Genomic DNA, 25,914 nt, shown 5'->3' on the forward strand with positions numbered 1-25,914 from the left:
GACCCGCAACCTCGTCAGATCGATCGAAGAAGACCCCATGAGCGAAGCCGGACGCGAGTTCGTCCTCACCGTCAGCTGCCCCGACCGCACCGGCATCACGCATGCCGTCTCCGGGGTGGCGCTTGAGAACGACCTGTCGATCGCCGACAGCCAGCAGTTCGCCGACCCGACGTCGGGGGAGTTCCACCTGCGTATGCACCTCACGCGCCAGGGGGAGCCCACGGATGTCGAGACGGTGCGGGAGTCGTTCGCGCGCGTCGTCGAGGAGTTCGACATGACGCTCGGTTTGCACGACGCCAGCGAACGTCAGCGGGTCGTGCTCATGGTGAGCAGGCAGGGGCACTGCCTCAACGACCTGTTGTTCCGTGTCTCCACGGGACAGCTGCCCATCGACGTCGTCGCCATCGTGAGCAACCACGAGGACTTCCGGGGCGTCGCCGAGTGGTACGGGCTGCCGTTCCACCACGTGCCGGTGACGAAGGAGACCAAGCCGCAGGCCGAGGCGGAGCTCCTGCGCATCATCGAGGAGACGAAGGCCGACACGGTCGTGCTCGCGCGGTACATGCAGGTGCTCTCGGAGGACCTGTGCGCGCGTCTGTCAGGGCGAGTCATCAACATCCACCACTCGCTCCTGCCGAGCTTCAAGGGCGCCAAGCCGTACACGCAGGCGCACGAGCGCGGCGTCAAGGTGATCGGTGCGACGGCGCACTACGTGACGGCAGACCTCGACGAGGGGCCGATCATCGAGCAGGACTTCCGCCGCGTCGACCACCGCATGCCGCCCGCCCAGCTGTCGACCGCGGGTCAGGAACTCGAGGCGATGGCGCTCGCGCGTGCTCTCATGTGGCACGTCGAACACCGCGTGGTGCTGCGCGGGCGCCGCACCGTCGTCTTCGCCTGATCGCTCGTCACGTCAGGCCCGCGCGAGCACGATGTCGAGCGCCTCACCCGGCGTCTCGACGAGGTGCAGGTGTTCGGCGAATCGCTTGCCTTCGCTCAGCGCTGTGAGCGCCGGCCACACCGGAACCATTTCGGTCCACTGCCGCTGCCCGACCAGGACGAGGTCGGGCAGCGGCGCGTCGTCGGGGGCGTAGTAGAGCGGCGTGACGCTCTGGAAGATCTCCTGCACCGTGCCGGCTGCGCCCTCGAGGACGACGACCGCGTCGTTCGAACCCGCGAGGAGGTCGTCCTCGCGCAGCGCGTTCGAGAAGTACTTGGCGATGGCATCACCGAACACGTTGGGAGGCTCGTGGCCGTAGAACCACGTCGGGATGCCGACGCTGCGCAGGTCGTCGCCCGAGCCGAGCAGCTCCTTCGCGCGGAATCCTGCGCTCGCCCACGCGCCGATGTCCGGGCGGAACGAGGGCACCTGCGCCACGACATCGAGGGCCTCGTCGAGTCGCCCCGTGCGATCCGCGGCGCCGAGGTTGGCCGCCTCCATCGCGCCCGGCCCGCCGCCGGTCAGAACGACGAGGCCTGCGTCCGCGAGACGCCGCGCAAGGTGCGCGATCTCCAGGAAGGCAGCCTCGTCACGTGACATCGCGTGCCCACCCATGATGCCGACCGTGCGCCGACCGTCGAGGGCCTCCTGGAGCGCGTCGCGCATCGAGTCGTCGTGGAGCGCTCGTAGCGCCGTCGCGTAGGCGTCGTGACGGGCCGCGCAGTCACCGAACCACGCGTAGGCGCGGGCGTCGGGAGTCGCCTCGTACCCGGACGGCTCCAGGCCGTCGTACAGCTCGGTGGGGGAGTAGAGCGCGTGACGATAGGCGTCCACCGGCGCGCCGGGGTCCGCCGGAAAGATGATGGCGCCCCGGCGCGTGAGATCCATGGCGAGATCGCCCGGTACCTGACCGCCCAGCACGACGAGGCCGTCGAAGCGGTCCGCCGCCTCGCGCAGGCGGGTGCCCGCCGAACCGCTCAGGTCGACGTTCTGCAGTCGGAAGCCGTCGAGGCTGACGGAACCGTCGAGGGCCTCGTCGAGCTCGGCCGCCGAATGGATTTCGCGAAGCATGCGCCAACCTTGGCACAAACGTCGGGATGAACTCACGCGTAACCCGTTGGCGGCGGGCAGGATGTGTTCATGGCCGACAACGATGTGACCTACGCCGAGACGTACCAGCGCAGCATCGACGACCCCGAGGGTTTCTGGCTCGAGGCTGCCCGGGGCGTCGACTGGATCTCGCCGCCGAAGCAGGCGCTCGATTCGAGCAGCGCCCCGCTCTACCGCTGGTTTCCCGGGGCCCGGCTCAACACCTGTTACAACGCGCTCGACCGTCACGTCATCGCAGGCAATGCCGACGAGCTCGCGCTCATCCACGACAGCGCCGTCACCGGCGACATGCGCACCTTCACGTACGCGCAGCTCCTCGATGAGGTGGCCCGTGCGGCCGGTGTGCTCCAGGCCCTCGGCGTGGAGAAGGGCGACCGCGTCGTCATCTACATGCCGATGATCCCCGAGGCGGTCATCTCGATGCTCGCGTGCGCCCGCGTCGGCGCCGTGCACTCCGTGGTGTTCGGTGGCTTCGCGGCATCCGAGCTCGCTGCCCGCATCGACGACGCGCAGCCGAAGGTCGTCCTGTCGGCCAGCTGCGGCGTCGAGCGCACACGCATCGTCGAGTACAAGCCGATGCTGGACGCCGCCCTCGAGAAGGCGACGCACGAGGTGTCCCATTGCGTCATCGTCCAGCGCCCGCAGTACGAGGCCGAGATGGGCGAGCGCGACTTCGACTGGGAGAAGGTCATGGCGCCGGGCGCGGTGCAGCCCGCCGGGTGCGTCGCCGTCGAGGCCACCGATCCGCTCTACGTGCTCTACACCTCCGGAACCACCGGTCGCCCCAAGGGCATCGTGCGCGACAACGGCGGTCACGCCGTGGCGCTCACGTGGTCGATGGCGAACATCTACGGCATGCGCACCGGCGACGTCTGGTTCACGGCAAGCGACGTCGGCTGGGTCGTGGGGCACTCCTACATCGTCTACGCGCCGCTCTTCGCGGGCCTCGCCACAGTGCTCTACGAGGGCAAGCCGGTGGGCACGCCCGACGCCGGAGCTTTCTGGCGCGTCATCGAGCAACACAAGGTGGCGGGCCTGTTCACCGCCCCCACCGCCATTCGGGCCATCAAGAAGGAAGACCCGAACGCGGAGCTCCTTGCCGAACGAGACATCTCGACGCTTCGGACGCTGTTCCTCGCGGGCGAACGCCTCGACCCCGACACCTACACGTGGGCGCACGAGAAGCTCGGCGTTCCCGTCGTCGACAACTGGTGGCAGACCGAGACCGGCTGGCCGATCGTGGCGAACCCCACGGGCATCGAGACCTTCGAGGCCAAGCCGGGCTCGGCGACCAAGCCGATCCCCGGCTACGACGTCCAGGTACTCGCCCCCGACGGTACGGTGCTCGAACCGAACACCGAGGGCGCCGTCTGCATCAAGCTGCCGCTGCCGCCCGGCACCCTGCCCACGCTGTGGCAGGACGACGAGCGCTACGTCAGCTCCTACCTCGCCGCCTTCGACGGCTACTACCTCACCGGTGACGGCGGGTACATCGACGAGGACGGGTACGTGTGGATCATGGGCCGCACCGACGACGTGCTCAACGTCGCGGGCCACCGGCTCTCGACGGGCTCACTGGAGGCGGCGCTCGCAGGCCACCCCGCGGTGGCCGAGTGCGCCGTCATCGGTGTGGCCGATCCGCTCAAGGGGCAGGTGCCGCGCGCTCTCGTCGTGTTGAAGTCGGGACGGGAGTTCAGTGACGCCGAGATCGATGCCCTCGCGGACGAACTGCGCACACGGGTGCGTGACGAGGTGGGCGCGCTCGCTTCGCTGAGTGCGGTCGATGTCGTCCAGGCGCTGCCCAAGACTCGCTCGGGCAAGATCCTGCGCAAGACGATGCGTCAGATGGCCGACGGCGAGACGCCGCAGGTGCCGCGCACGATCGAGGACGCGGGCGTGCTGGACGCCCTGTCCGGAGTGCTCGGCACCCGCGGTGACTGAGGGCGTCAGGAAAGCTTCGTCGCCTCGAGCGTGAAGTCACGCGCGCGCAGGCGCTCGACGTACGGCATGCCGAGTGCGACCGCAGGAGTCAACACGCCGCCGTCGGCGCCGGTCGGCAGCTGCGGCAGGTCGCCTTCGGCCAGCGTGAGCGCGGCCTCGGCGAGCATGACGACGGTGGCGTTGTACCCCGGGTCGCCCTGGGCCGCCACGACGCCGCGGTAGCGTGCGCCCGTCGTCGTGGTGGTGCGCAGGTCCATGCGGAAGAAGCCGTTGACGCGAGACTTCTCGTCCGGCCCACTGCCCGGCTTGGGCACGAGGCGTTCCACGATCGGGCGAGCCTTCTGGCTGCCCAGCGCCGCGAAACCGCCCGCCAGGGCACCCGCGATGGCGTAGGCGCGCAGGCGTCCCTTGAGGCCGGCTCCGGCCTTCATCACCTCGCGGTAGTGGAACGTCTTGCCGTATCCGTGGCCGAACAGGGCGTTGCTGCGGCGCACGATGCGCGTGTTGTACGAGGCCATGACGAACGGCGCAGTCCAGGCCTCGAGGTCCTCCGAGTAACCGACCTTGAGCGAGTCCTTGTACTCGCCCTCGGGCTCGGCGGCGCGATCGGGGGAGAGGGAGAACTTGTCGCCCGCGATCTTGCGGCGTTCGGGCTGCGAGGCCATGTCGTCGGCCTGCTGAATGGCCGAGGCGACGGTGCCGCCGCTCATCCCGCCCTTCATCGAGGCGTAGACCGTGGTGTCCCCGAGGTCGCCGTCGTCGGCGTCACGAACGGTCTGTGCGGTGAGGAAGGCCGCCAGGTCGGACGGCACCGAGTCGTAACCACACGAATTAACGATGCGGGCGCCCGAAGCCCGGGCCGCCTCGTCGTAGTGGTCGATGCAGTCGCGGGCGAAGAGCACCTCACCGGTGAGGTCGACGTAGTGCGTGCCCGCGGTGGCGCAGGCGCCGACGAGGGGCAAGCCGTAACGCGCGTACGGGCCGACGGTGGAGATGACGACACGGGTGCTCTCGGCGAGAGCTCGCAGCGACGCCTCGTCGTTCGAATCGGCCTCGACGATGCCCCATCCCGCGGCGTTCGCGCCAAGATTCTGACGAACCGTCTCAACTTTGGAGCGGGTGCGCCCGGCGAGGGCGATTCGGGTGCCGGCGGGTGCGTGGGCGGCCAGGTCTGCGGCTACGAGCTCCCCGACGAATCCTGTTGCGCCGAAGAGAATTACGTCGAATTCACGATCTGTTGAGGTCATGTCGTCGAGCCTACCGGCTCGCCTGCGGCGAGGCCGATTGCCTCGTGATTCGTCTCAACTGGGAATCCGCCCGAGATGTGTGCCAATCTGTCCGCATGATGGATGGTGACGCATGGCACTGAGCGCATTCGAGCTCTATTCGATCGGAATCGGGCCCTCCTCCTCACACACCGTCGGCCCGATGAGGGCAGCCGCACGCTTCCTCGACGTCCTGCGAAGCGAAGGCCACTTCGACGACGCGGCCCGAGTGCAGGTCGAACTCTGCGGCTCGCTCGGGCAGACGGGCCACGGCCACGGTTCCGACAAGGCCGTCGTCCTCGGACTCATGGGGGAGGACCCGGAGACGGTCGACACCGACATTGCGGACGACCGCTTCCGTGAGGTCAAGGAGTCGCACCGCATCATGTTGGGCGGCACGCGCGAGCTTCCGCTCGACGACGAAGACCTCGTGCTGCACCGTCGCAAGACGTTGCCCGGCCACCCCAACGGCATGATCGCCCGCGCCCTCGACGACGCCGGCAACACTCTCGTCGAGCGCGTCTACTACTCCGTCGGTGGCGGCTTCGTCGTCGACGAGGACGCCCTCGGCGCCGACCGCGTCGTCCAGGACACGACGCAGGTCGAGTTCCCCTTCTCCACCGGCAAGGAACTGCTCGCCGTGTGTGAGCGCACGGGTCTGTCGATCAGCGACGTCATGCTGCGCAACGAACTCGCGTGGCGCTCCGCCGACGAGGTGCGCGCCGGCATGCTGCACCTGTGGTCCGTCATGGACCAGTGCATCGAGAACGGCTTCTCCACCGAGGGCACGCTGCCCGGCGGCCTCAAGGTCCCGCGCCGCGCCCCCGCGATCCGTCGCGCCCTCAACGCCCAGGTCGGCCCCGGCGACCACGTCGACCCGCTCGACATCATGGACTGGGTCAACCTGTTCGCCATGGCCGTCAACGAGGAGAACGCCGCCGGCGGCCGCGTCGTCACCGCACCGACGAACGGCGCCGCGGGCGTCATCCCCGCGGTGCTGAAGTACTACACGACCTTCGTGCGTGGCGCTGACGACGACGGCATCGTGCGCTTCATGCTCACCGCCGCCGCCATCGGCATCCTCTTCAAGGAGAACGCCTCCATCTCCGGCGCCGAGGTCGGCTGCCAGGGCGAGGTCGGCTCCGCCTGCGCCATGGCCTCCGGAGGGCTCTGCGAAGTTCTCGGCGGAAACCCGGAACAGGTCGAGAACGCCGCCGAAATCGGCATCGAACACAACCTCGGCCTCACGTGCGACCCCGTTGGCGGCCTCGTGCAGATCCCCTGCATCGAGCGCAACGCCATCGCAGCGGTCAAAGCCATCAACGCCGCGCGCCTGTCCAAGCGCGGCGACGGCAAACACACCGTCAGCCTCGACCAGGCCATGAAGACGATGCGCGAAACCGGCCGCGACATGAGCATCAAGTACAAGGAGACGGCCCGCGGCGGGCTCGCGGTGAACGTCATCGAGTGCTGAGTCCTCCCTTGCGCCGTCTTCCGGCCAGGCCCTAGGGGGCCTGTCTCGGTGCGACGGCGCTTCGGGCGTCTTCGCGACTGAGTGAGCGACCTTCCGCCTCGCAAGCTCGGCGGTCGGTTCGCTCACTCAGTCGCTCGACGGGTCCGCTTCCAGCGTGGTGCTGTTTCCGAAGAGTGTTGCGGCTTCCGTTCTTCGGCTGGCTATTTTGCCGTGGTCATCTTGTTCGCGGTCAGGGCGTTGACGATGTCGCGGATGTGCCAGTCGAGGCTTGGGCTGCCAGCTGCTCCAGGGCCGCGAGGTGGCCGTTCAGGGCCTGGTGGCCCGCCTTCGTCAGCGTCACCCACGTCGTCGGCCGCTTGCCCTTCGCACCCTCGCGGCGCAGCGAAACGTAGCCCGCCTCCGAGAGCGTCTTCAGGTGCTTGCTCAACACGCTGTCCGCCACGTCCAGATCCTCGCGCAGACCCTGGAACCCCGCGCTGGCGACCGGCGCCAACATGACGCAGATGCGCAACCGGATCGGCGCGTGAACCACCTCGTCGAACGCCGGCGTTACAGCGCTCAACGCGACGCCGCCTGCACGCCGCCCGAACGGATCCCGTCACGCAGAGCCTCGTCGACTCGTCGTCCCATGACGACCGTGGCAACGAACGCGACCGCCGCTGCGACGACGTTCACGCCGTAACTCCAGTCGAACGCGCCGCGCAAAACGGCTACAGCCATGCACTCGACGAGGACGACGACGTAGCCGATCCACCAGTGTCGCGCCGAGCCGCGTGCCTGGGCGGGACCGACCCACACGTTCGTTCGATCGCGGTAGGTCCGCACCAGAGCGCCCATGGTCGCTGCGGCGAGAAGGCACACCACGAGCATGACCGCCACGCCGGTGGGCGACGTGCCGAGACCCACGGCGAGGCACACGGCGGCAACGGCAAGGCCCAGCGTGGGGTGGTACCAGCGCGGCGTGACGAGACGATCGGCCGTGCGCTCACGCGTCGGCTGCACGTCCCGAAGGGCTTCCTGAGCTTCCATGTGATTTTCCATGGTGGAAAGTTCACCCCTGACTTTCCGATATGGAAAGTGTGAGCCTCGAAATCGGTGGTGCGCGGACGGCAGGCGTCAGCATCGTCGGTGGGGGATTGTCGGAGCCGTCCGTCACAATGGACGACGTGACAACGCAGCGCACCGTCTCCCTCCTCGGTTCCACCGGCTCGATCGGCACTCAGGCGTGCCAGATCGTCCGGGCCAACCCCGAGCGCTTCCGCATCGTCGCGCTCAGCGCGGGCGGACGCGACCTCGAGCTCGTCGCACAGCAGGCCGTCGAGTTCGACGTCGAACTCGTCGGCATCGCAGCGGGTGACCGGGCGAAGCTCGAGAGCCTCATCGCCGATGCCGCCCAGGCGACGGGCAAGCGCGCGGTCAGCCGTGTCGTCGTCGGCGACGACGCCTCCGTCCGCGCGGCCGGTGTCGGAGCCGACGTCGTCCTCAACGGCATCACCGGTTCCATCGGCCTGCGCCCCACCGTCGCCGCGCTCGAAGCGGGCAGCACGTTGGCGCTCGCGAACAAGGAGTCGCTCATCGTTGGCGGCCCGATCGTCAAGAAGCTCGAGAAGCCCGGACAGATCGTTCCGGTCGACTCCGAGCACTCGGCCATCGCACAGTCGCTCACCTCCGGCGCCGCGCACGAGGTGCGCAAGCTCGTCGTCACCGCCAGCGGCGGCCCCTTCCGCGGCATGACGCGCGAGCAACTCGGCGACGTCACGCCCGAGCAGGCGCTCAAACACCCCAACTTCGCCATGGGCAGGGTCATCACGACCAACTCGGCCACCCTCGTCAACAAGGGCCTTGAGGTCATCGAGGCGCACCTGCTCTTCGACATCCCCATCGAGCGGGTCGAGACGGTCGTGCACGCCCAGCAGTACATCCACTCGATGGTCGAGTTCCACGACGGCGCGGTTGTCGCTCAACTCGGTCTGCCGACGATGCTCGTGCCCATCGCCATGGGGCTCGACTGGCCGCACCGCATCCCTGACGTCGAAACGCCGATCGACTGGACCAAGGCCATGAACTGGACCTTCGAACCCCTCGACGACGAGGCGTTCCCCGCCGTGCGCCTCGCTCGTGAGGTCGGCGCCGCCGGGGCTACCTATCCGGCGGTCTACAACGCCGCGAACGAGGAGTGCGTCGAGGCCTTCCACGATCGGCGCATCGGGTTCCTCGACATCGTCGACACCGTGGAGAAGGTCGTCGGGCAACACACAGCAACGAGTGGTGAACTCGACGTCGACGGCGTCCTCGCCGCCGAGATGTGGGCACGAGCCGCAGCCCACGATGCAATCGACAAGGTGGCCCGCTGATGTTGTTCCTCGCCGGTGTGCTCTTCATGGTTGCGGGCGTCGCGCTCTCGATCGCCCTGCACGAATGCGGGCACATGCTGCCCGCGAAGAAGTTCGGCGTGCGCGTGCCGCAGTACATGATCGGCTTCGGCCCGACCATCTGGTCGCGCCACGGAAAGGAGACCGAGTACGGCATCAAGGGCATTCCGCTCGGTGGCTACGTGCGCATGATCGGTATGTATCCACCGAAGGCGGGCGATCCCGAAGGCACCGTGCGGGCTTCGTCGACCGGCCGCTTCACCCAACTCGCCGACGAGGTGCGTGAGCAGTCGTACGAGGAGATGCGCCCCGGCGACGAGAACCGGGTGTTCTACAAGCTCAAGACATGGCAGAAGGTCACGGTCATGTTCGGCGGGCCGTTCATGAACCTCGTCATCGCCGCCGTCGTGCTCGTCGTCATGGTCTCCGGCGTCGGCATGCCCAAGCTCGCCGGAACCAAGGTGACCTCGCTCACCACGTGTCTGACGAAGGTCGCCGACGGCGCGGAGTGCCCCGCCGGTCAGGAAGCACCGGCCGCCTCGAGCGGCATCAAGCTCGGGGACGAGATCGTCTCCGTCGCCGGTCAGAAGGTCTCGAGCAATCGCGACGCCACGCGCGTCATTCGGGAAAATGGCGACAAGCCCATTCCGTTCGTCGTGGAGCGTGACGGCAAGAACGTCACGCTCACCGTCACCCCGAAGACGACGAAGGTCGTCAAGCTCGACGGAAAGGGCGACCCCGTCACCGACGCCACCGGCAAGGACGTCATGGTCGACGCCGGATTCGTCGGGCTGTCGATCGGGCAGGTCACCCTTCAGCGCGACAACCCGGCGGCCGCCGTGCCGATGCTCGGCGAGAGCCTCAAGCAGACCGCCGGCGTCGTGCTCAACATTCCCTCCAAGATGCAGGGCGTTGCCAAGGCGGCGTTCGGTGACGAGGCGCGCGACCCGAACGGGCCGATTTCCGTCGTCGGTGTCACGCGAATCGCCGGTGATGTGGCGGAGTCGAAGCAGGTGGAGCTCGGGCAAAAGGTGCTCTTGCTGCTCAATCTCCTGGCCTCGCTCAACCTGGCGCTCTTCGTCTTCAACCTCATCCCGCTCATGCCCCTCGACGGTGGCCACATCGCGGGTGCCCTGTGGGAGGCGATCAAGCGCCCCATCGCCCGTGCTCGTGGGATCACCGGGCCGGTCTACGCCGACGTGACGAAGGCTCTGCCCATCGCGTACGCCGTCTCGATCCTGCTCATCGGCATGTCGGTGCTGCTCATCTACGCCGACGTCGTCAAGCCGATCACGTTCAACTGATCGGGACGTACCGCTCAGAAGTTGGCGTGCATCCGCCAGACGAGCACCTCGGTGACGTCGTCGCTCGCCGAACGCGCCGTGAGGGCGCCGGTCCACGAGCCGCGCACGGCATCACCCTCGCCCGCCTCGATCGAGGTGTCGACGTGGTCGGCCCTCACCTCGAGTGCGCCTCGCGTGACGTAGAGGTGCGTGTGCGGCGCGGCAGCAAACGAGACCTCGCGACCCGGTAGAACTCTGGCGATGTCGAGGGCCACCCAGTGGTTGGCGATGCCAAGTCCCGGCTCCTCGCCCTCACGCCCGGACAGCGCGGTCACGGCACGGCCCTCCTGCGCGGCCTCGTCGAGCGCGTCACTCAGGTGGCGCTGCGCGTAGGCAGGGCGAAGGCGCGGGGTGTCCGGCGGCACCCACATCTGAACGACGCGCGCGGGGTCTGAGTCACTCGGGTTGAGTTCGGAGTGCAGGATGCCGGTGCCCGCGCTCATGCGCTGCATCGTGCCTGCGGTGAGGTGCGCGGTGTGCCCGGCGGTGTCGGTGTGGCGTACCTCGCCCTCGACGACCCACGTGACGATCTCCATCTCGCTGTGGCGGTGCGGGTCGACGCCACCGCCCGGATCAATGATGTCGTCGTTGTGCACGAGGAGTGCGCCGTGCGCGTACCTGGCGAGGTCGAAGTTGCCCGCGAACGGGAAGGAGAAGCGCCCGAGCATCCCGTCGACGCGCTGCTCCGAGCGCTCACGCACCGGGTACAGACGCATCAGCGGCTGAGGGGTCGTCACGTTCGGGCCAACGTCCGCCGGGCAGAGGCGATTCCCAGCCGGCGGGGAGCGGGCATCCTGTCGGCAGGCTTAGGATTGGGGCATGCCGGTTTCTCTTGGGATGCCCTCGGCCCCCGCACCTGTCCTCGCGCCCCGCCGCAAGACCCGCAAGATCAAGGTCGGCAAGGTCGACGTCGGTGGTGACGCACCCATCTCCGTGCAGTCGATGACGACGACGCCGACGACGGACATCAACGCCACGCTCCAGCAGATCGCCGAGCTCACGGCGTCTGGTTGCGACATCGTGCGCGTGGCCTGCCCGAGCCAGGACGACGCGGAGGCGCTGCCCGCCATTGCGCGCAAGGCGCAGATCCCCGTCATCGCCGACATTCACTTCCAGCCCAAGTACGTCTACGCCGCCATCGAGGCGGGCTGTGCAGGCGTGCGCGTCAACCCGGGCAACATCCGCAAGTTCGACGACCAGGTCAAGCAGATCGCCAAGGAGGCGAAGGACGCGGGTGTCTCCATCCGCATCGGCGTCAACGCCGGCTCGCTCGACAAGCGTCTGCTCGAGAAGTACGGCAAGCCGACCGCCGAGGCGCTCGTCGAGTCGGCCGTCTGGGAGGCGAGCCTCTTCGAGGAGCACGACTTCCACGACTTCAAGATCTCGGTCAAGCACAACGACCCCGTCGTCATGGTGCGCGCCTACGAGATGCTCGCCCAGCGCGGCGACTGGCCGCTCCACCTCGGCGTCACGGAGGCCGGCCCCGCCTTCCAGGGCACGATCAAGTCCGCCACCGCATTCGGCGCCCTGCTCTCGCGCGGCATCGGTGACACGATCCGCGTCAGCCTGTCGGCCCCGCCGGTCGAAGAGGTCAAGGTCGGCAACCAGATCCTGCAGTCGCTCAACCTCAAGCCGCGCAAGCTCGAGATCGTGAGCTGCCCCAGCTGTGGCCGTGCGCAGGTCGACGTCTACACGCTCGCCGAGCAGGTGACGAAGGGCCTCGAAGGCATGGAGGTGCCGCTGCGCGTCGCCGTCATGGGCTGCGTCGTCAACGGTCCGGGCGAGGCCCGTGAGGCCGACCTCGGCGTCGCCTCCGGTAACGGCAAGGGCCAGATCTTCGTCAAGGGTGAGGTCATCAAGACGGTGCCCGAGTCGCAGATCGTCGAAACCCTCATCGAAGAGGCCATGCGCATCGCCGAGGAGATGGGCGAGGACGCCGAGGGCGGCGCGCCCTCGGTCTCCGTCAGCTGACGCCCCTCATGCTGCGCACCTCCGGCGTTCGGACGCTCAGTGCGGCCGACGTCGACGACGCCCGTGCGCTGTGCGACCTCGACCGCGTCCACAACGTCTTCGTCGCCGCACGTCTCGACGAAGGCCTGCTCGGCGCCGGGGGAGTGGCCTTCGGTCTCGGCGGCTCGCCGTTGCGCTCGATGGTGTGGGCTTCGGCCAACGTCGTGCCGGTGAACCTCGCGTCCGAGGACGTCGCCCGGTACGCGAGTCGCCTTCGGCGCGGCAAGCGGCGCTTTGCCTCGCTCTTCGGTCCGGCCGACCAGACGCTTGCCCTGTGGAACCACCTGCGTGGCTCCTTCGGTGAGCCCATGTCCTACCGGCCCGAGCAACCTCTCATGTTGGCGTCGCGCTCGGCGCGAGAGAAGACCGGGGTCACTCCCGACCGGCGCGTCCGCCCGGCACGGCGTGACGACCTCGACGCTCTCGTTCCCGCTGCCGCTGCGATGTTCACCGAGGAGATCGGGTACCGCCCGTACGTCGGCAGCGACGCGGTGTACCGCGCCGGCATCGCACGTCTCGTCGAGCAGGAGCGCACCTACGTCGTCACCGAAGGTGAGGAGATCGTGTTCAAGGCGGACGTAGGCTCGCTCGCGTCGGGCGTGGCGCAGATCCAGGGCGTCTGGGTGGCGCCGAGCCATCGAGGGCGCGGTCTCGCCGCACCGTGCATGGCCGCCGTCGCCGACCTCGTCGAGCAGGCTCATGCGGATACCGTGAGTCTCTACGTCAACGACTACAACCTCCCGGCGCTGCGTGCCTACCTCACGGCGGGCTTCGAGCGCGTGGGCACTTTCGCCACCGTCATCCTCTAGGAGATCGTCATGGACTTGCGAGCGAACATCACTCACCTCACGCCGGTGGCGCGGGGCCTTGTCGGCGCGTACGTCGTCTCCGGCGTCATCCACCTCGTCAAGCCTCAGGTGTTCGAGGGCATAGTGCCGAAGCAACTGCCGCGACGTCGTGAGCTCGTCTATGTGAGTGGTGTCGCCGAACTGGCCTGTGCAGCAGGGATGCTCACGCCGCGCACCCGTGAGGTTGCAGGCGCCGCGTCGGCTGCTCTGCTCGTGGCTGTGTTCCCCGCCAACGTCGAGATGGCGCGTCAGGCGCACTCGCGCATCACGCGCCGTGGCAGCACGCCGCAGCGTGAGGTGCAGCGCGCCCTGAGCGTGGCACGTCTTCCGCTGCAGTGGCCGCTCATCCGCTCGAGCGTCGCGATTGCTCGGGGCGGCCGCGGCTAGAGAGAGCCGCTCCTAGGGCTGCGTCGTTCAGCCCCGCGGGTGACGCAGCAGCGTTGCCTCCACGCCGTCGGGCGCTTCACCACGGACGGCGCGGGCAGGCGGTCGATCGCCGCGGATCGAGGCCACCATGTCCAGCACCCTTCGCGTCGCACGCACGTCGTGAGCACGAAAGACAGTCACACCGAGCCACGCCGCGACGGCGGTGGCCCCGAGCGACCCCTCGAGCCGCTCGTCGGCCGGCAGGTCGAGGCTCTCCCCGACGAAGTCCTTGCGTGAGATGGCCTGCATGACCGGCAGGCCGAGCGCGACGACGTCGGCGCTGTGGCGTAGCACCGTGAGGGAGTGGCGGGTCGTCTTGCCGAAGTCGAGCGTCGGGTCGAGCAGGATGCGTTCGTCCGGCACACCCGCAGCGCGCACTCGGTCCGCCTCCACGGCGAGGGCTTGCACGACGTCGTCCACAACGTCGAGCTCGTCGTCGCCGTAGGTGATGGCGACGGGGTCCGTGCGCGGGGGCAGCCCGCCCGTGTGACTGCACACGATGCCTGCCCCGATTCGGGCCGCGACGGTGGCGAGCTCACCGTCGTGCCCGGCCCAGGTGTCGTTGACGAGGTCGATCTCCGCGTCGGCGCAGGCGAGGACGACCTCGGAGCGCCACGTGTCGAGCGACAGCACCACGTCGGGATGACGCCGCCGGGCCTCGAGGAGGAAGGGCAGAACCCGGTCCGTCTCCTCCTCCGCACTCACCCACGCACCCTCGCCGCCTGCCCGTACTCCGCCGACGTCGATGATGTCCGCGCCCTCGGAGACCGCCGTGTCGAGCGCGGTCAGGGCGTCGTCGAGATCCGAGTGTCGGTTGCCCGCGTAGAAGGAGTCGGGGGTGCGGTTGACGATCGCCATGACGGCCGGCTGTCGCGCGTCGAAGCGTCGACCCCGCAGGACGAGGGGAGCCGGGGACGCGAGTCGGTCGTGCGGATTGTTGGGCACGTGGCGACTCTACTGGGGCGACGCGGGCGAGCGTGCTGTTCGCACGGAGGGCGCGGACCCCTAGAAGGGTGCGCGCCCTCGTCGTGCGTCGAGTGCGCCGTCAGTTGAAGGCGTTGAAGACGCCCCCGAGGCCGCCGGACTGGTTGCCGCTCGGGGCGATGCTGGACGCCCACGCGGCGAACGCCGACGGGTTACGCGACTGCAGGTAGACGCGGCCGGGGCCGACGAAGTCGAACACCAGACCCTCACCGGACTTCATCGACTGGATCGACTTGCCCTCGACGGCGCGGCGGGTGCGGAACTGCATGTTGAGGTCGTACGCGACGACGTGGCCCGTGTCGATGACGACCTGCTCGCCGGGCTGCAGGTCAACGATGTCGATGGCACCGTAGACGGACAGGAGGACGAGACCCTCGCCGCTGGCCTGCAGACCGAAGCCGCCCTCACCACCGAAGAGGTTGCCCATGCCGCCGAACTTCGAGGAGATCTCCGTGCCGTAGCTGTTCGCCATCCAGTTGCCGCGAGCCACGAAGAACGGGCGGTCGGGGCGCATCTCGATCGGCAGGATGTCGCCGGGCAAGACGCCGGCAACGTCGACCCAACCCCCGTTCTGGGGCGCCGTGTAGGTGGTGGTGAAGAATGACTCACCGGCGAGCACGGAGCGCTTCAGGCCCTGCATGACGCCGCCCGCTGCCTTGCTCGAGATCTGCCCGCCGGGGGAGTGCGCCATCATCGCGCCGGACTCGACCTGGACGGGCTCTCCGGGCGCGAGGAACATGCGGGCCACGGCGAACGAGGGGTTGTGGCGAAGGTTGATCTGCATACCGCCATCATGGCAGCGGAGGCGGTGAGTTTCGGGGGTTCTGGCCGACTATCATTGGCCGGTATGACGATTGCCCCGTAGGTGGGCTCGTCACCCGAGATCGAGGAGAGCCAACGTGGCACAGCGCATGTCCAACCTGTTCCTGCGAACGCTTCGCGAGAACCCTTCGGACGCCGAGCTGCCGGGTCACCAGTTGCTCGTGCGCGCGGGCTATGTGCGTCGCGCCGCCCCCGGCATCTACACCTGGCTGCCGCTGGGCCTCAAGGTGCTGCGCAAGGTGGAGGCCATCGTCCGCGAGGAGATGGAGGCCATCGGTGGTCAGGAACTGAGCTTCCCCGCCCTCCTGCCGCGTGAGCCCTACGAGGCCACGGGTCGTTGGGAGGAGTACGGCCCGAACCTGTTCCGCCTCGCCGATCGCAAGGGCGTCGACATGCTGCTCGGCCCCACGCACGAGGAGATGTTCACGGTCACCGTGAAGGACATGTTCTCGAGCTACAAGGAACTGCCCACGATCCTGTTCCAGATCCAGACGAAGTACCGCGACGAGGCGCGTCCCCGCGCCGGTCTGCTGCGCGGACGCGAGTTCATCATGAAGGACTCCTACTCGTTCGACCACACGCCCGAGGGCCTCGAGGAGAACTACCTCAAGCACCGCGGTGCGTACGTCAAGATCTTCGACCGCCTCGGCTTCGAGTACGTCGCCGTCCACGCCGACTCCGGCGCCATGGGTGGCAGCGCCTCGGAGGAGTTCCTCGCCGTCAGCCCGCACGGTGAGGACACCTTCGTGCGCAGCCCCGGGGGATTCGCCGCCAACGTCGAGGCCGTCGTCGTGCCGCAGGCCGAGCCCATCGAGGTGACCGCCGGCGCCGCGCATGTCGAGGACACACCTGACACCCCGACGATCGACACGCTCGTCGCGGCCCTCAACGCGAACCATCCGCGCACGGACGGCCGTGAGTGGGCCGCCGCCGACACGCTCAAGAACGTCCTCGTCATGCTCGTCCACCCCGACGGCACGCGTGAACCCCTGGCCATCGGTGTGCCCGGTGACCGCGAGGTCGACGCCAAGCGTCTCGAGGCGCAGGTGTCGCCGGCCGACGTCGAGGCCTTCGAGGAGAAGGACTTCGCCACCTTCCCGATGCTGGCCAAGGGCTACATCGGCCCGGGCGTCCTGGGGGAGTCGAACAGCAGCGGCATCCGCTACCTGCTCGACCCGAGCATCGCCGAGGGTTCGGCGTGGGTGACCGGCGCGGACGAAGCCGGCAAGCACGTCATCGACCTCGTGCACGGCCGTGACTTCACCGCTGACGGCACGATCCAGGCCGCGCAGATCAAGGAAGGCGACCCGGCGCCCGACGGTTCCGGGCCGCTCACGCTCGCACGCGGTATCGAGATGGGGCACATCTTCCAGCTCGGCACGAAGTACGCCGAGGCCCTCGGTCTCAAGGTGCTCGACGAGAACGGCAAGCTCGTCACGGTGACAATGGGCTCCTACGGCATCGGCGTCTCGCGCGCGGTGGCCGCCATCGCCGAGAGCAACCTCGACGAGCTCGGCCTCATCTGGCCGCGCCACATCGCGCCGTTCGACGTGCACGTCGTCGCCACGGGCAAGGACGCCTCCGTCTACGAGCAGGCCGAGAAGGTCGTCGCCGACCTCGAGGCACAGGGTCTCGACGTGCTGTACGACGACCGCCCGAAGGTGAGCCCCGGCGTGAAGTTCAAGGACGCCGAGCTCATCGGCGTGCCGACGATCGTCGTGCTCGGCCGCGGCCTGGCCGACGGCGTCGTCGAGGTGAAGGACCGCCGCAGCGGCGACAAGCGTGACGTCCCCCTTGCAGAGCTGACGCAGGCCGTCGTCACGGACGTCCGCGGCTGATCCGCGCCCTCCTTCTCGCCCACGAGGGCCCCGGCGCCGATGTCGGGGCCCTCGTGCGTGTGGAGACCCGGCCGCGTCGCACGTGAGACCGAGTTGCCGCAGCCGAGTGGCTGCACGACGATGTCGTGGTGAACGACCCGGAGCTGATGACCCTCGTCCTGCTCGGCCTGGCTGCTGCCTGCGCCGGCTGGATCGACGCCGTCGTCGGCGGTGGCGGGCTCGTGCAGTTGCCCGCTCTCATGGTCGCGTTTCCGCACGCTGCCCCGGCACAGTTGCTCGCGACGAACAAGCTGGGCTCGATCTGCGGCACGTCGGTGAGTTCCGCGACGTATCTGCGCCGAGTCAAACCTGACCTGCGCATAGCCCTACCGCTGGCGGGCTTCTCGTTTGCCGGTTCGGTGGCAGGCGCCGCCGTCGCGAGCCACATCCCGCGCTCGGCCTTCAACCCGATCATCCTCGTCGTGCTCGTCTGCGTGGGTGCCTACACCCTCCTCAAGCCGTCCATGGGTCAGCTCGAGAACCTGCGTCACGCCGGAACGCGCCGTCACTACGGCACGGCTGCGGCCATCGGGCTCGGCGTCGGTTTCTACGACGGCGCTCTCGGCCCCGGCACGGGCAGCTTCTTCGTCTTCGCCCTCGTGAGCCTGCTCGGATACCGCTTCCTCGAGGCGTCGGCCAAGGCGAAGCTCGCGAACTTCGCCACCAACCTGGCATCCCTCGTCGTCTTCATCCCCGCCGGAGCGGTGATGTGGAAGGTCGGGCTCGTGCTCGGGCTGGCCAACCTCGCCGGCGGCTACGTCGGCGCGCGCACGGCCGTGTCGAAGGGTGCCGGGTTCGTCCGCGTCGTCTTCGTGCTCGTCGTGGGCGCGTTCGTGGTCAAGATCGGCTACGACACAGCGCACCAGTTCGGGCTCGTCTGACGGTTCAGCTCGCCGGTTTCGCGTCGCAGCCCATGAGACCCATCGTCCTGACTGTCTTGCGGTAGGAGTCGGCGTTCGAGGTCGGGCTCGCCAGTTCCACGTGTCGCGTCGTCTGGTTCTGGTAGGTCGGCTGGAACGTCATCGACTGTTTCCACTTGCCGGCTGCGTCCCGCTCGAAGGTCACGGCGGCGAACGCTCGCTCGGCGGTTCCTGGCTTGATCGCCGCGATCTGCCCGCTGAAGAAGTTGCCGAGCGAGTAGGTCACATAGCGACCGTTCACCTTGTCGCAGGGTTGTACGACGTGCGGGTGGTTGCCGATGATCCAGTCGACCTGGCCAGAGCGCATCAGCTCCGCCGTCACCTGCTTCTGCTGAGCGTTGACCCCTTCGTACTCATAACCCCAGTGCATGGAGACGAGCACGAGGTCCGCGCCCTGGGCGCGCGCTGCGGCGGCATCCTTGACGACGCCCTTGGACGTGCGTGTGAACCACATGGCGTCCTTCAACCAAGGCGCTTCCTTCGGCACGCTCGACTGGTCGCCGACAGCGTTGATGAGGCTGTAGCTGTACGACAGCTGCGCGACCTTCAGACCGTTGGCCTCGTAGAACACGGGCTGGCCCTTCTCGCCCGCCTTCGTCCCGGGGCCGGAGGCTTTGAGATGGTTGGCCGCGAGGACTTCGCGCGTCTCCTCCATGCCCTTCTGGCCCCGGTCCCACGTGTGGTTGTTGGCCGTGCTGCACCCGTCGAAGCCCATTGATCGCGTCGCTGTAGCGAACTCGCGTGGCGCGTTGAAGCTGTACTCGACCGAAAGATCCGTGTTCGTGCGCGACAGCGGATTCTCCATCTGACAGATGGAGATCGTCGGGGCCCCGACCGTCGGCTTGAGGGCTGCGAAGAAGGGGCGAAGGCGTAGCCCCGCCCTCCCGCGGCCGCTCGCGCCTGCGCGACGGTGCTCGCGTGGGCGATGAGGTCACCGGAGGCACCGATGGTGATCGTGGCGGGCCTGCCGGTGACCGGTTTCGGCGCGGGGATCGAGGAAGTGCCCGAACCGGAGGGAGCCTGCGAGTTCGGTGTGGTGCTCGACTCGGAGGAGGAGTGACTGCTCGCCGAGGTGGCCGACGGCGACGATGTCGACGAGCCCGAGGAGCATCCCGCGGGGAGAACGAGCGCGGCCGCGAGGACGGTGGCGTGGGCGCGGGTCCGCATGGGACGCATCGTAGGTCGTGGTGAACGACCCATCAGGCGGAGAGTCCGGGAAGCGGACGCAGCGGTTCGCCGAGCTGCTCGGCCACCGCAGCCGCACCGGACCAGACCGAGAGCAACCCCGCAGCTTCGTGTGCGCTCTTCGTGGAGGACGAGACCTTGGCAGCGCCCGACACGACTCCCAACGCGGCCTTGCGGGCCACGTCGTGAGCCTGCGCGTGGGTGGAGTACGTGCGCCAGGGCGCGCGTTTGCCGGCGGCCTGCGCGGGCATACCGGCTTGGGTGAGTGAGCGCGCAGCATAGGCCCACTCGAGCTGCGCGGTGATCTCCTCGCGCGCGGAGAGCTTGGTGCGAGCCGCCGACCACTCGAGGGCGTCGATGACTGCTTCGACGGACGCGAGGAGAGTGCCGTCGGTTCGGGGCATGGCGATGGTCGAGGGCCACCGGACGGTGATGTCGGCGGGTCGTAACGACGCGAGACTCGCGGCAGCGATCGCCAGGGCGACCGGCCGTGAGTTCCTGCTGACGCGCTGCAGGACGACTGCTGCCTGTGCTCCGGCCCAGACGCTCTCGGCCCTCGTCCACGACGTCGATTCGCCGGTGGGCGAGGCCGAGGGTGATGCCGACGGCGGGACCTGCTCGGGCGTCGAACTCGGCGTGCTCGCGGGGGTCGACGAACTCGAGCTCGTCGGCGGAGCATTCGGTGTGCCGGTTGCCGTCACCGACGGAAGCGTCGTGGCACCCAGGCCCTTCAGCGTCGCGTCGAGACGGTCGAGTTGGGCGTTGTGCAACTTCTGCGCAGTTCCGGCCTGGGCATGGTGGATGGTCTCGCGCTCCGCGGCCGTCATCGCTTCGACGAGCCAGGCGCGAACCTGCTCGAGCGGTTTCGTGTCAGGCGCGGGCTCCGCCTTGGGGCCGGGAACGGGGGCGTCACTCTCGAGCCGGAGCCCGCACCCGGCGAGCGGTGCGACGAGCGCGGCTGCGACGAAGGTGCGACGGGCGAGCGCGTGAGGGGGACGAGCAGACGGCATGCGCTCATCGTCCCACGGACGACGGGGGAGCGTTCACAGTGTGGACCGCTCGGTAGTCATTAGTTGCAGTTGGGTGATGCAAAAGTAAGGGTTATGGGGCCGATGCGAGGAGTAGTGATGACGGCGACGACCCAGGCCCGCCCGAAGGGCCGTGCACGCAAGCCCGAAGGCCAGTGGGCCCTCGGGGAACGTGACCCCCTCAATCCGAACGAGGTCTTCAAGCAGGCCGACGCTCCGCTGAACGTTCGCCGCCGTATCCTCGAGGAGTACGCGGCCGGTGGATTCGACACGATCGAGGGCACCGACCTGCGTGGCCGCTTCCGCTGGATGGGTCTGTACACGCAGCGTCGCCCGGGTGTCGACGGTGGCAAGACGGCAACGCTGCCGCCCGAAGAACTCGACGACGAGTTCTTCATGATGCGCGTGCGCATCGACGGGGGCCAGCTCACCACCGAGCAGTTGCGAGTCCTCGCCGGCATCTCGACCGACTTCGCCCGCGACAGCGCCGACATCACGGACCGGCACAACATCCAGTACCACTGGATCGACGTCAAGGACGTGCCGGAGATCTGGGAGCGCCTCGAAGCCGTCGGTCTCGACACGATGGAAGCGTGCGGAGACTGCACCCGCACGGCCCTCGGTTCGCCCGTGGCCGGCGTGCACCCCGATGAGGTCCTCGACGCCACCCCGGCGCTCGAATACATCAAGAAGCACTACGTCGGCGACCCCGAGCTGGCCAACCTTCCGCGCAAGTTCAAGACGGCGATCGCGTGGCTGCCCGACATGGCGCCCGAGATCAACGACATCAGCTTCGTCGGCTCGATCCATCCCGAGCACGGACCGGGCTTCGACCTGCAGATCGGCGGGGGCCTCTCCACCAAGCCGTTCTTCGCCCTGCGCCTCGGTGCCTGGGTGCCCCTCGAGGAGGTGCCCGAGGTGTGGCTCGCCGTCGTCAAGCTCTTCCGTGACTACGGCTTCCGACGCCTGCGCAACCGCGCGCGCCTCAAGTACCTCGTCGAGGAATGGGGCGCCGAGCGCACCCGGCAGGTGCTCGAGGAGGAGTTCCTCGGTCGAAAGCTCGTCGACGGGCCGCCAGCGCCCACGCCGAAGCACACGATCGATCACATCGGTGTGCACCGCCAGAAGGACGGCGACAACTTCGTCGGCTTCGCCTCCGTCGCCGGTCGCACGAGCGGTACGGCGCTCGCGGCTGTCGCGGACGCCGTGGAAGCTGCGGGGTCGGCCAGGGTGCGACTCACGCCCTATCAGAAGCTCGTCGTGCTCGACGTGGCCGACGAGAACGTCGAGGCACTCGTCGACACGATGCGATCGCTGGGCTTCGAGGCCCGCCCGTCGCACTGGCGTCGCGCCACGATGGCGTGCACCGGCATCGAGTTCTGCAAGCTCGCCATCGTCGAGACGAAGAAGCGCGCGGCCGACCTCGTCGAGGAACTGGAGACGCGCCTGGCACACCTCAACGAGGTCTTGGAACACCCCATCGCGATCCACCTCAACGGTTGCCCCAACTCGTGCGCCCGCATCCAGGTGGCCGACATCGGCCTCAAGGGACAGATCGTCACGGACGAGAACGGCGAACAGGTGCCCGGCTACCAGGTGCACCTTGGAGGCGGTCTCGGGGAGGACCTCGTCGTCGGGCGCAAGCTACGCGCGCACAAGGTGGTCGCCACCGAGCTGGGCGACTACGTCGAACGCGTCGTCACCCGGTTCGTCGAACAGCGTGAGGTGAGCGAGACCTTCGGCGACTGGGCTCGTCGCGCGGACGAGGAGGCTTTGCGATGAGCGCCGTCCGTGACGCCGAGACCCTGCGATCCGTGGCGGAGGCTGCTCGCCGCGATCTCGACGGAGCTCCGGCGATCCGCGTGCTCGACTGGGCGCGCGAGGAGTTCGGTGACAAGTTCGCCGTCGCGAGTTCGATGCAGGACGCCGTTCTGCCGCACCTGGCGTCACGTGTCATGCCGGGTGTGGACGTGCTCTTCCTCGACACGGGCTACCACTTCGCCGAGACCATCGCGACGCGTGACCGGGTCGCGCAGGAGTACGACATCACCCTGCGCAACCTCACGCCGACCCAGAGCGTGGCCGAACAGGACGCGAGCCACGGCAAGGACCTGTTCTCCCGTGACCCGGACCTGTGCTGCACTCTGCGCAAGACGCACCCGCTCGACGATGCACTCGACGGGTACGAGGCGTGGGCGACGGGGGTGCGGCGCAGCGAGGCCGTGACACGCCGGGACACCCCGGTGGTCAGCTTCGACGAGCGCCGCGAACGGATCAAGGTGGCGCCGATCGTCGCGTGGAGCGACACCGACGTCGAGGAGTACATCGAGGCGTACGGCGTCATCAGTAACCCCCTGCTCACCCAGGGCTACCCCTCGATCGGGTGCGCCACTTGTACCCGCCGGGTCGCACCCGGAGAGGATGCTCGCGCCGGCCGCTGGGCGGGCCAGGACAAGACCGAATGCGGGATCAACCTGTGAGCGGCGCAACGGTGTGGCTGACCGGGCTCTCCGGTGCCGGCAAGTCGACGATCGCCCATGAGCTCGTGGAGGCCCTGCGCGCCCGGGGCGAGCGGGTCGAACTTCTCGACGGCGACGAACTGCGCGAATCCCTGAGCAAGGGACTCGGCTTCTCGCGCGAGGACCGCACCACGCACGTCACGCGGGTCGGCTTCCTCGCCGACATGCTGGCACGCAACGGGGTCTGGGCCGTCGTGCCTGTCATCGCCCCGTATGCGGACGCCCGCGAGCAGAACCGAGCACGCCACGAGGCGAGCGGTGCCCGTTATGTCGAAGTCCACGTCGCAACCTCGCTCGAGGAGTGCGCACGACGCGATGTCAAGGGCCTCTACGCCAAGGCTCGCGCCGGCGAAATCCCTGCGATGACCGGGGTCGACGACCCCTACGAGATTCCCGAGGACCCTGATCTTCGCCTCGAGACCGAGGGCCGCAGCGTGCGTGATTCAGCGGCTGAAGTGCTCGCCCTCCTTCTGTCCGACGAGTCGGAAAGGAACCTGTCATGACCGTGCTCGAGCACACCCCGACGAACCCCGCCGAAGCCTCGACGCTCCGCGCTCTCGAAGCGGAGGCCATCGAGATCATCCGTGAAGTCGTCGCCGAGTTCGACCGTCCTGCACTGCTGTTCAGCGGTGGCAAGGACTCGGCCGTGTTGCTCCACGTGGCGCTCAAGGCGCTCGCGCCGGCGCCGCTGCCCATCACGCTGCTCCACGTCGACACGGGACACAACCTGCCCGAGGTGATCGCCTTCCGTGACGAGATCGTCGCTCGCCACGGCCTGCGGCTGCACGTCGCGGCCGTGGAGGACTGGATCGCCGACGGACGCCTCACCGAGCGTCCGGACGGCACGCGCAACCCGCTGCAGACGGTGCCGCTCGTCGACACGATCGCCGAGCAGAAGTTCGACGCGCTCCTCGGTGGCGCACGTCGTGACGAGGATCGGGCACGCGCCAAGGAACGCATCTTCTCCGTGCGCAACGCGCTCGGCGGATGGGATCCGCGCAACCAGCGACCCGAACTGTGGAACGTCTACAACGGGCGGCACGCGCCGGGGGAGAACACGCGCGTCTTCCCGCTGAGCAACTGGACCGAGCTCGACATCTGGCGCTACATCGAGGCCGAGAACGTCGCGCTCCCGCCGATCTACTTCGCCCACGATCGCGAGGTGTTCGAACGTGACGGAATGTGGCTCACGTCGGGCCCGTGGTTCGGTCCGCGCCCCGACGAGAAGGTCGTGACCAAGAGCGTCCGCTACCGGACTGTGGGTGACGGATCGTGCACCGGCGCAGTCGAATCCAGTGCCCGAACCACCGCCGAGATCATCGCCGAAGTGGCCGCCAGCCACCTCACCGAACGGGGCGCCACACGCGCCGACGACCGCCTCTCCGAGGCCGCGATGGAAGACCGCAAGCGAGAGGGGTACTTCTGATGACAACGACCCACGTGACACCCACGAGCCGACCGGAGACGGGACGCGAGGTCGCGGTGCCATCACAGCCGGCTGACGCGAGCGGTGCCACGGCGGCTCCGGAACAATTGCGCCTCGTCGTCGCGGGCAGCGTCGACGACGGCAAGTCCACCCTCGTCGGGCGCTTGCTGCACGACACGAAGAACATCCTGGCCGACACGTTCGACTCCATGGTCGCGGCGAGCACGTCTCGCGGAGCCGACACCGTCGACCTCGCGCTGCTGACCGACGGTCTGCGTGCGGAGCGGGAGCAAGGCATCACGATCGATGTGGCGTACCGCTACTTCTCCACGCCGCAGCGCACCTTCGTCCTGGCCGACACCCCGGGCCACGTCCAGTACACCCGCAACATGGTGACGGGCGCGTCGACGGCGGATGCGGCGGTGATTCTCGTCGACGTGCGGCACGGCGTCTCGGCGCAGACCCGGCGGCACGCGGCTCTCATGGCGTTGCTGCGCGTGCCGCACGTCGTGTTCGCGCTCAACAAGATGGATGCTGTGGACTGGTCCGAGGAGCGCTTCGACGAGGTTGCCCGCGACACCCGTGACCTCGTCGAGAAGGTGGGCTTGGCGGGCGACGTCGCCGTCGTCCCCCTGTCGGCCCTCACCGGAGAGGGTGTTGTCGCGCCGGCCCCTTCCTGGTATGAGGGCGAGCCTCTGCTCACGCTGCTGGAGAACCTTCCGGTGGCTCGCGACCTGCGGGTCGAGAACTTCCGGATGCCGGTGCAACTCGTCATCCGCCCGCGCACGAGCGACCACCCCGACTACCGGGGAATGGCCGGACGCATCACGTCCGGCGTCGTGCACGTCGGAGACGTCGTGCGTGCCTCCACCCTCGGGCTGGGATCACGGGTGATCGGCATCGACACACCCACGGGCTCGGCGCAGGAAGCGGGCGCCGGTGAATCCGTGACGATCCGCCTGGCCGACGAACTCGACGTCGCCCGCGGTGACGTCCTCGTCGTCGAGTCCGAGGCGGACGCACCCGACGTGACGAGCGAGCTCAAGGGTGTCGTGGCGTGGCTCGCCGAAGGTTCGACCACGCCGCGCCAGCGTGTTCTCGTCAAGGCGGGTACGAAGGTCGTGCGAGCGGTCCTCACCGACGTCACCCATCACTGGGACGTCGAGGAGAGCACGTGGCACCCGGCCGACGGAGCGCATTCCCTTGGCCTCAACGACATCGGGCAGGTCGTGCTCCACCTCGCGGAGCCGGTGGCCGTCGACGCCTACTCCCGTCACCGGGGCACGGGCGCCTTCCTCGTCATCGATCCTGCGAGCGGGGCCACGATCGGGGGTGGCATGGTCGGGGCCGACCTCGGCCTCGGGGCGCAGGCGGCCGGCGAGGAGCCGGAGGAAGAGTCCGAAGAGGATTGGCTGGCCGGCTGA

23 protein-coding genes and 1 pseudogene are annotated in these 25,914 nt (G+C 68.5%); 15 read left to right on the forward strand and 9 right to left on the reverse strand.

Annotated elements, in window-relative coordinates; all coding sequences use genetic code 11:
• Positions 1 to 37 precede the first annotated feature (37 nt).
• Positions 38 to 901 carry a formyltetrahydrofolate deformylase gene (gene purU, locus K9D12_RS06440; RefSeq protein ID WP_129665238.1) on the forward strand — a complete coding sequence of 288 codons (864 nt, stop codon included), beginning with the start codon at positions 38 to 40 and terminating at the stop codon, positions 899 to 901.
• A 12-nt stretch (positions 902 to 913) separates the two neighbouring features.
• Here the strand turns inward: purU and K9D12_RS06445 are convergent, their stop codons facing one another.
• Positions 914 to 2,011: an LOG family protein gene (locus K9D12_RS06445; protein ID WP_047311999.1), complete on the reverse strand. Its 1,098-nt coding sequence runs from the start codon at positions 2,009 to 2,011 to the stop codon at positions 914 to 916.
• Positions 2,012 to 2,080: 69 nt separating this feature from the next.
• On the opposite strand from K9D12_RS06445, the gene K9D12_RS06450 reads away from it, so the two are divergent.
• Complete coding sequence (locus K9D12_RS06450; protein WP_129665240.1) at positions 2,081 to 3,991, forward strand: propionyl-CoA synthetase; 1,911 nt, start codon at positions 2,081 to 2,083, stop codon at positions 3,989 to 3,991.
• Positions 3,992 to 3,996: 5 nt separating this feature from the next.
• Here K9D12_RS06450 and K9D12_RS06455 read toward each other — a convergent pair whose 3' ends face one another.
• Positions 3,997 to 5,238 (reverse strand): trans-acting enoyl reductase family protein, encoded by a 1,242-nt coding sequence (locus K9D12_RS06455; protein ID WP_047312000.1) that lies wholly within the window; start codon positions 5,236 to 5,238, stop codon positions 3,997 to 3,999.
• Between the two features lie 112 nt (positions 5,239 to 5,350).
• Here K9D12_RS06455 and K9D12_RS06460 point away from each other — a divergent pair, with 112 nt between their 5' ends.
• On the forward strand, positions 5,351 to 6,730 hold the full coding sequence (locus tag K9D12_RS06460; protein ID WP_129665242.1) for an L-serine ammonia-lyase: 1,380 nt from the start codon (positions 5,351 to 5,353) through the stop codon (positions 6,728 to 6,730).
• A 229-nt stretch (positions 6,731 to 6,959) separates the two neighbouring features.
• On the opposite strand, the gene K9D12_RS06465 is transcribed toward K9D12_RS06460, so the two are convergent.
• Complete coding sequence (locus K9D12_RS06465; RefSeq protein ID WP_225910999.1) at positions 6,960 to 7,292, reverse strand: transcriptional regulator; 333 nt, start codon at positions 7,290 to 7,292, stop codon at positions 6,960 to 6,962.
• Complete coding sequence (locus tag K9D12_RS06470; RefSeq protein ID WP_223059725.1) at positions 7,289 to 7,759, reverse strand: hypothetical protein; 471 nt, start codon at positions 7,757 to 7,759, stop codon at positions 7,289 to 7,291. The genes K9D12_RS06465 and K9D12_RS06470 overlap by 4 nt, the downstream gene beginning before the upstream one ends.
• Before the next feature lie 128 nt (positions 7,760 to 7,887).
• Here K9D12_RS06470 and dxr point away from each other — a divergent pair, with 128 nt between their 5' ends.
• Both dxr and K9D12_RS06480 read left to right on the forward strand, forming a co-directional pair.
• Positions 7,888 to 9,084 (forward strand): 1-deoxy-D-xylulose-5-phosphate reductoisomerase, encoded by a 1,197-nt coding sequence (dxr, locus tag K9D12_RS06475; protein ID WP_223059752.1) that lies wholly within the window; start codon positions 7,888 to 7,890, stop codon positions 9,082 to 9,084.
• Positions 9,084 to 10,406 (forward strand): RIP metalloprotease, encoded by a 1,323-nt coding sequence (locus K9D12_RS06480; protein ID WP_223059726.1) that lies wholly within the window; start codon positions 9,084 to 9,086, stop codon positions 10,404 to 10,406. The genes dxr and K9D12_RS06480 overlap by 1 nt, the downstream gene beginning before the upstream one ends.
• Before the next feature lie 14 nt (positions 10,407 to 10,420).
• On the opposite strand, the gene K9D12_RS06485 is transcribed toward K9D12_RS06480, so the two are convergent.
• A complete protein-coding gene (locus K9D12_RS06485; protein WP_223059727.1) occupies positions 10,421 to 11,182 on the reverse strand; it encodes a pirin family protein in 762 nt (253 codons plus the stop codon).
• A gap of 82 nt (positions 11,183 to 11,264) precedes the next feature.
• Between K9D12_RS06485 and ispG the strand changes: the two genes are divergently transcribed.
• From ispG to K9D12_RS06500, 3 genes are read left to right on the forward strand one after another with little or no spacing between them, the layout of a single operon-like run.
• Positions 11,265 to 12,416, forward strand: a complete 1,152-nt coding sequence (gene ispG / locus K9D12_RS06490; protein ID WP_187034642.1) for a flavodoxin-dependent (E)-4-hydroxy-3-methylbut-2-enyl-diphosphate synthase — start codon at positions 11,265 to 11,267, stop codon at positions 12,414 to 12,416.
• Between the two features lie 8 nt (positions 12,417 to 12,424).
• On the forward strand, positions 12,425 to 13,264 hold the full coding sequence (locus K9D12_RS06495; protein ID WP_129665250.1) for a GNAT family N-acetyltransferase: 840 nt from the start codon (positions 12,425 to 12,427) through the stop codon (positions 13,262 to 13,264).
• A 9-nt stretch (positions 13,265 to 13,273) separates the two neighbouring features.
• On the forward strand, positions 13,274 to 13,690 hold the full coding sequence (locus K9D12_RS06500) for a DoxX family protein (protein WP_129665252.1): 417 nt from the start codon (positions 13,274 to 13,276) through the stop codon (positions 13,688 to 13,690).
• Between the two features lie 27 nt (positions 13,691 to 13,717).
• Here the strand turns inward: K9D12_RS06500 and folP are convergent, their stop codons facing one another.
• Complete coding sequence (gene folP, locus K9D12_RS06505) at positions 13,718 to 14,674, reverse strand: dihydropteroate synthase (protein ID WP_240730181.1); 957 nt, start codon at positions 14,672 to 14,674, stop codon at positions 13,718 to 13,720.
• Between the two features lie 100 nt (positions 14,675 to 14,774).
• Positions 14,775 to 15,497 carry a TIGR00266 family protein gene (locus K9D12_RS06510; RefSeq protein WP_223059728.1) on the reverse strand — a complete coding sequence of 241 codons (723 nt, stop codon included), beginning with the start codon at positions 15,495 to 15,497 and terminating at the stop codon, positions 14,775 to 14,777.
• A 115-nt stretch (positions 15,498 to 15,612) separates the two neighbouring features.
• On the opposite strand from K9D12_RS06510, the gene K9D12_RS06515 reads away from it, so the two are divergent.
• Positions 15,613 to 17,373 (forward strand): proline--tRNA ligase, encoded by a 1,761-nt coding sequence (locus tag K9D12_RS06515; RefSeq protein WP_129665254.1) that lies wholly within the window; start codon positions 15,613 to 15,615, stop codon positions 17,371 to 17,373.
• Positions 17,374 to 17,501: 128 nt separating this feature from the next.
• On the forward strand, positions 17,502 to 18,293 hold the full coding sequence (locus tag K9D12_RS06520) for a TSUP family transporter (protein WP_370633464.1): 792 nt from the start codon (positions 17,502 to 17,504) through the stop codon (positions 18,291 to 18,293).
• Positions 18,294 to 18,297: 4 nt separating this feature from the next.
• On the opposite strand, the pseudogene K9D12_RS06525 reads toward K9D12_RS06520, so the two are convergent.
• Both K9D12_RS06525 and K9D12_RS06530 read right to left on the reverse strand, forming a co-directional pair.
• Positions 18,298 to 19,197 (reverse strand): annotated as a pseudogene (locus K9D12_RS06525) (CapA family protein); the annotation flags it as partial.
• A 334-nt stretch (positions 19,198 to 19,531) separates the two neighbouring features.
• Positions 19,532 to 20,527 (reverse strand): hypothetical protein, encoded by a 996-nt coding sequence (locus tag K9D12_RS06530; protein ID WP_223059729.1) that lies wholly within the window; start codon positions 20,525 to 20,527, stop codon positions 19,532 to 19,534.
• Positions 20,528 to 20,644: 117 nt separating this feature from the next.
• Between K9D12_RS06530 and K9D12_RS06535 the strand changes: the two genes are divergently transcribed.
• The 5 genes from K9D12_RS06535 to K9D12_RS06555 are packed head-to-tail and all read left to right on the forward strand — an operon-like array spanning position 20,645 to position 25,914.
• Positions 20,645 to 22,327, forward strand: a complete 1,683-nt coding sequence (locus K9D12_RS06535; protein WP_223059730.1) for a nitrite/sulfite reductase — start codon at positions 20,645 to 20,647, stop codon at positions 22,325 to 22,327.
• Positions 22,324 to 23,025 carry a phosphoadenylyl-sulfate reductase gene (locus K9D12_RS06540; protein WP_047312015.1) on the forward strand — a complete coding sequence of 234 codons (702 nt, stop codon included), beginning with the start codon at positions 22,324 to 22,326 and terminating at the stop codon, positions 23,023 to 23,025. The genes K9D12_RS06535 and K9D12_RS06540 overlap by 4 nt, the downstream gene beginning before the upstream one ends.
• A complete protein-coding gene (gene cysC / locus K9D12_RS06545; protein ID WP_255464718.1) occupies positions 23,022 to 23,567 on the forward strand; it encodes an adenylyl-sulfate kinase in 546 nt (181 codons plus the stop codon). Before K9D12_RS06540 ends, cysC begins: the two co-directional genes overlap by 4 nt.
• Positions 23,564 to 24,490: a sulfate adenylyltransferase subunit CysD gene (cysD, locus tag K9D12_RS06550; RefSeq protein WP_129665264.1), complete on the forward strand. Its 927-nt coding sequence runs from the start codon at positions 23,564 to 23,566 to the stop codon at positions 24,488 to 24,490. The genes cysC and cysD overlap by 4 nt, the downstream gene beginning before the upstream one ends.
• Positions 24,490 to 25,914, forward strand: coding sequence for a sulfate adenylyltransferase subunit 1 (locus K9D12_RS06555; RefSeq protein ID WP_223059731.1), 1,425 nt, complete (start codon positions 24,490 to 24,492; stop codon positions 25,912 to 25,914). The genes cysD and K9D12_RS06555 overlap by 1 nt, the downstream gene beginning before the upstream one ends.

The organism is Dermacoccus sp. Tok2021 (assembly GCF_019895135.1).
In the GTDB taxonomy this organism is placed as follows: domain Bacteria; phylum Actinomycetota; class Actinomycetes; order Actinomycetales; family Dermatophilaceae; genus Dermacoccus; species Dermacoccus abyssi.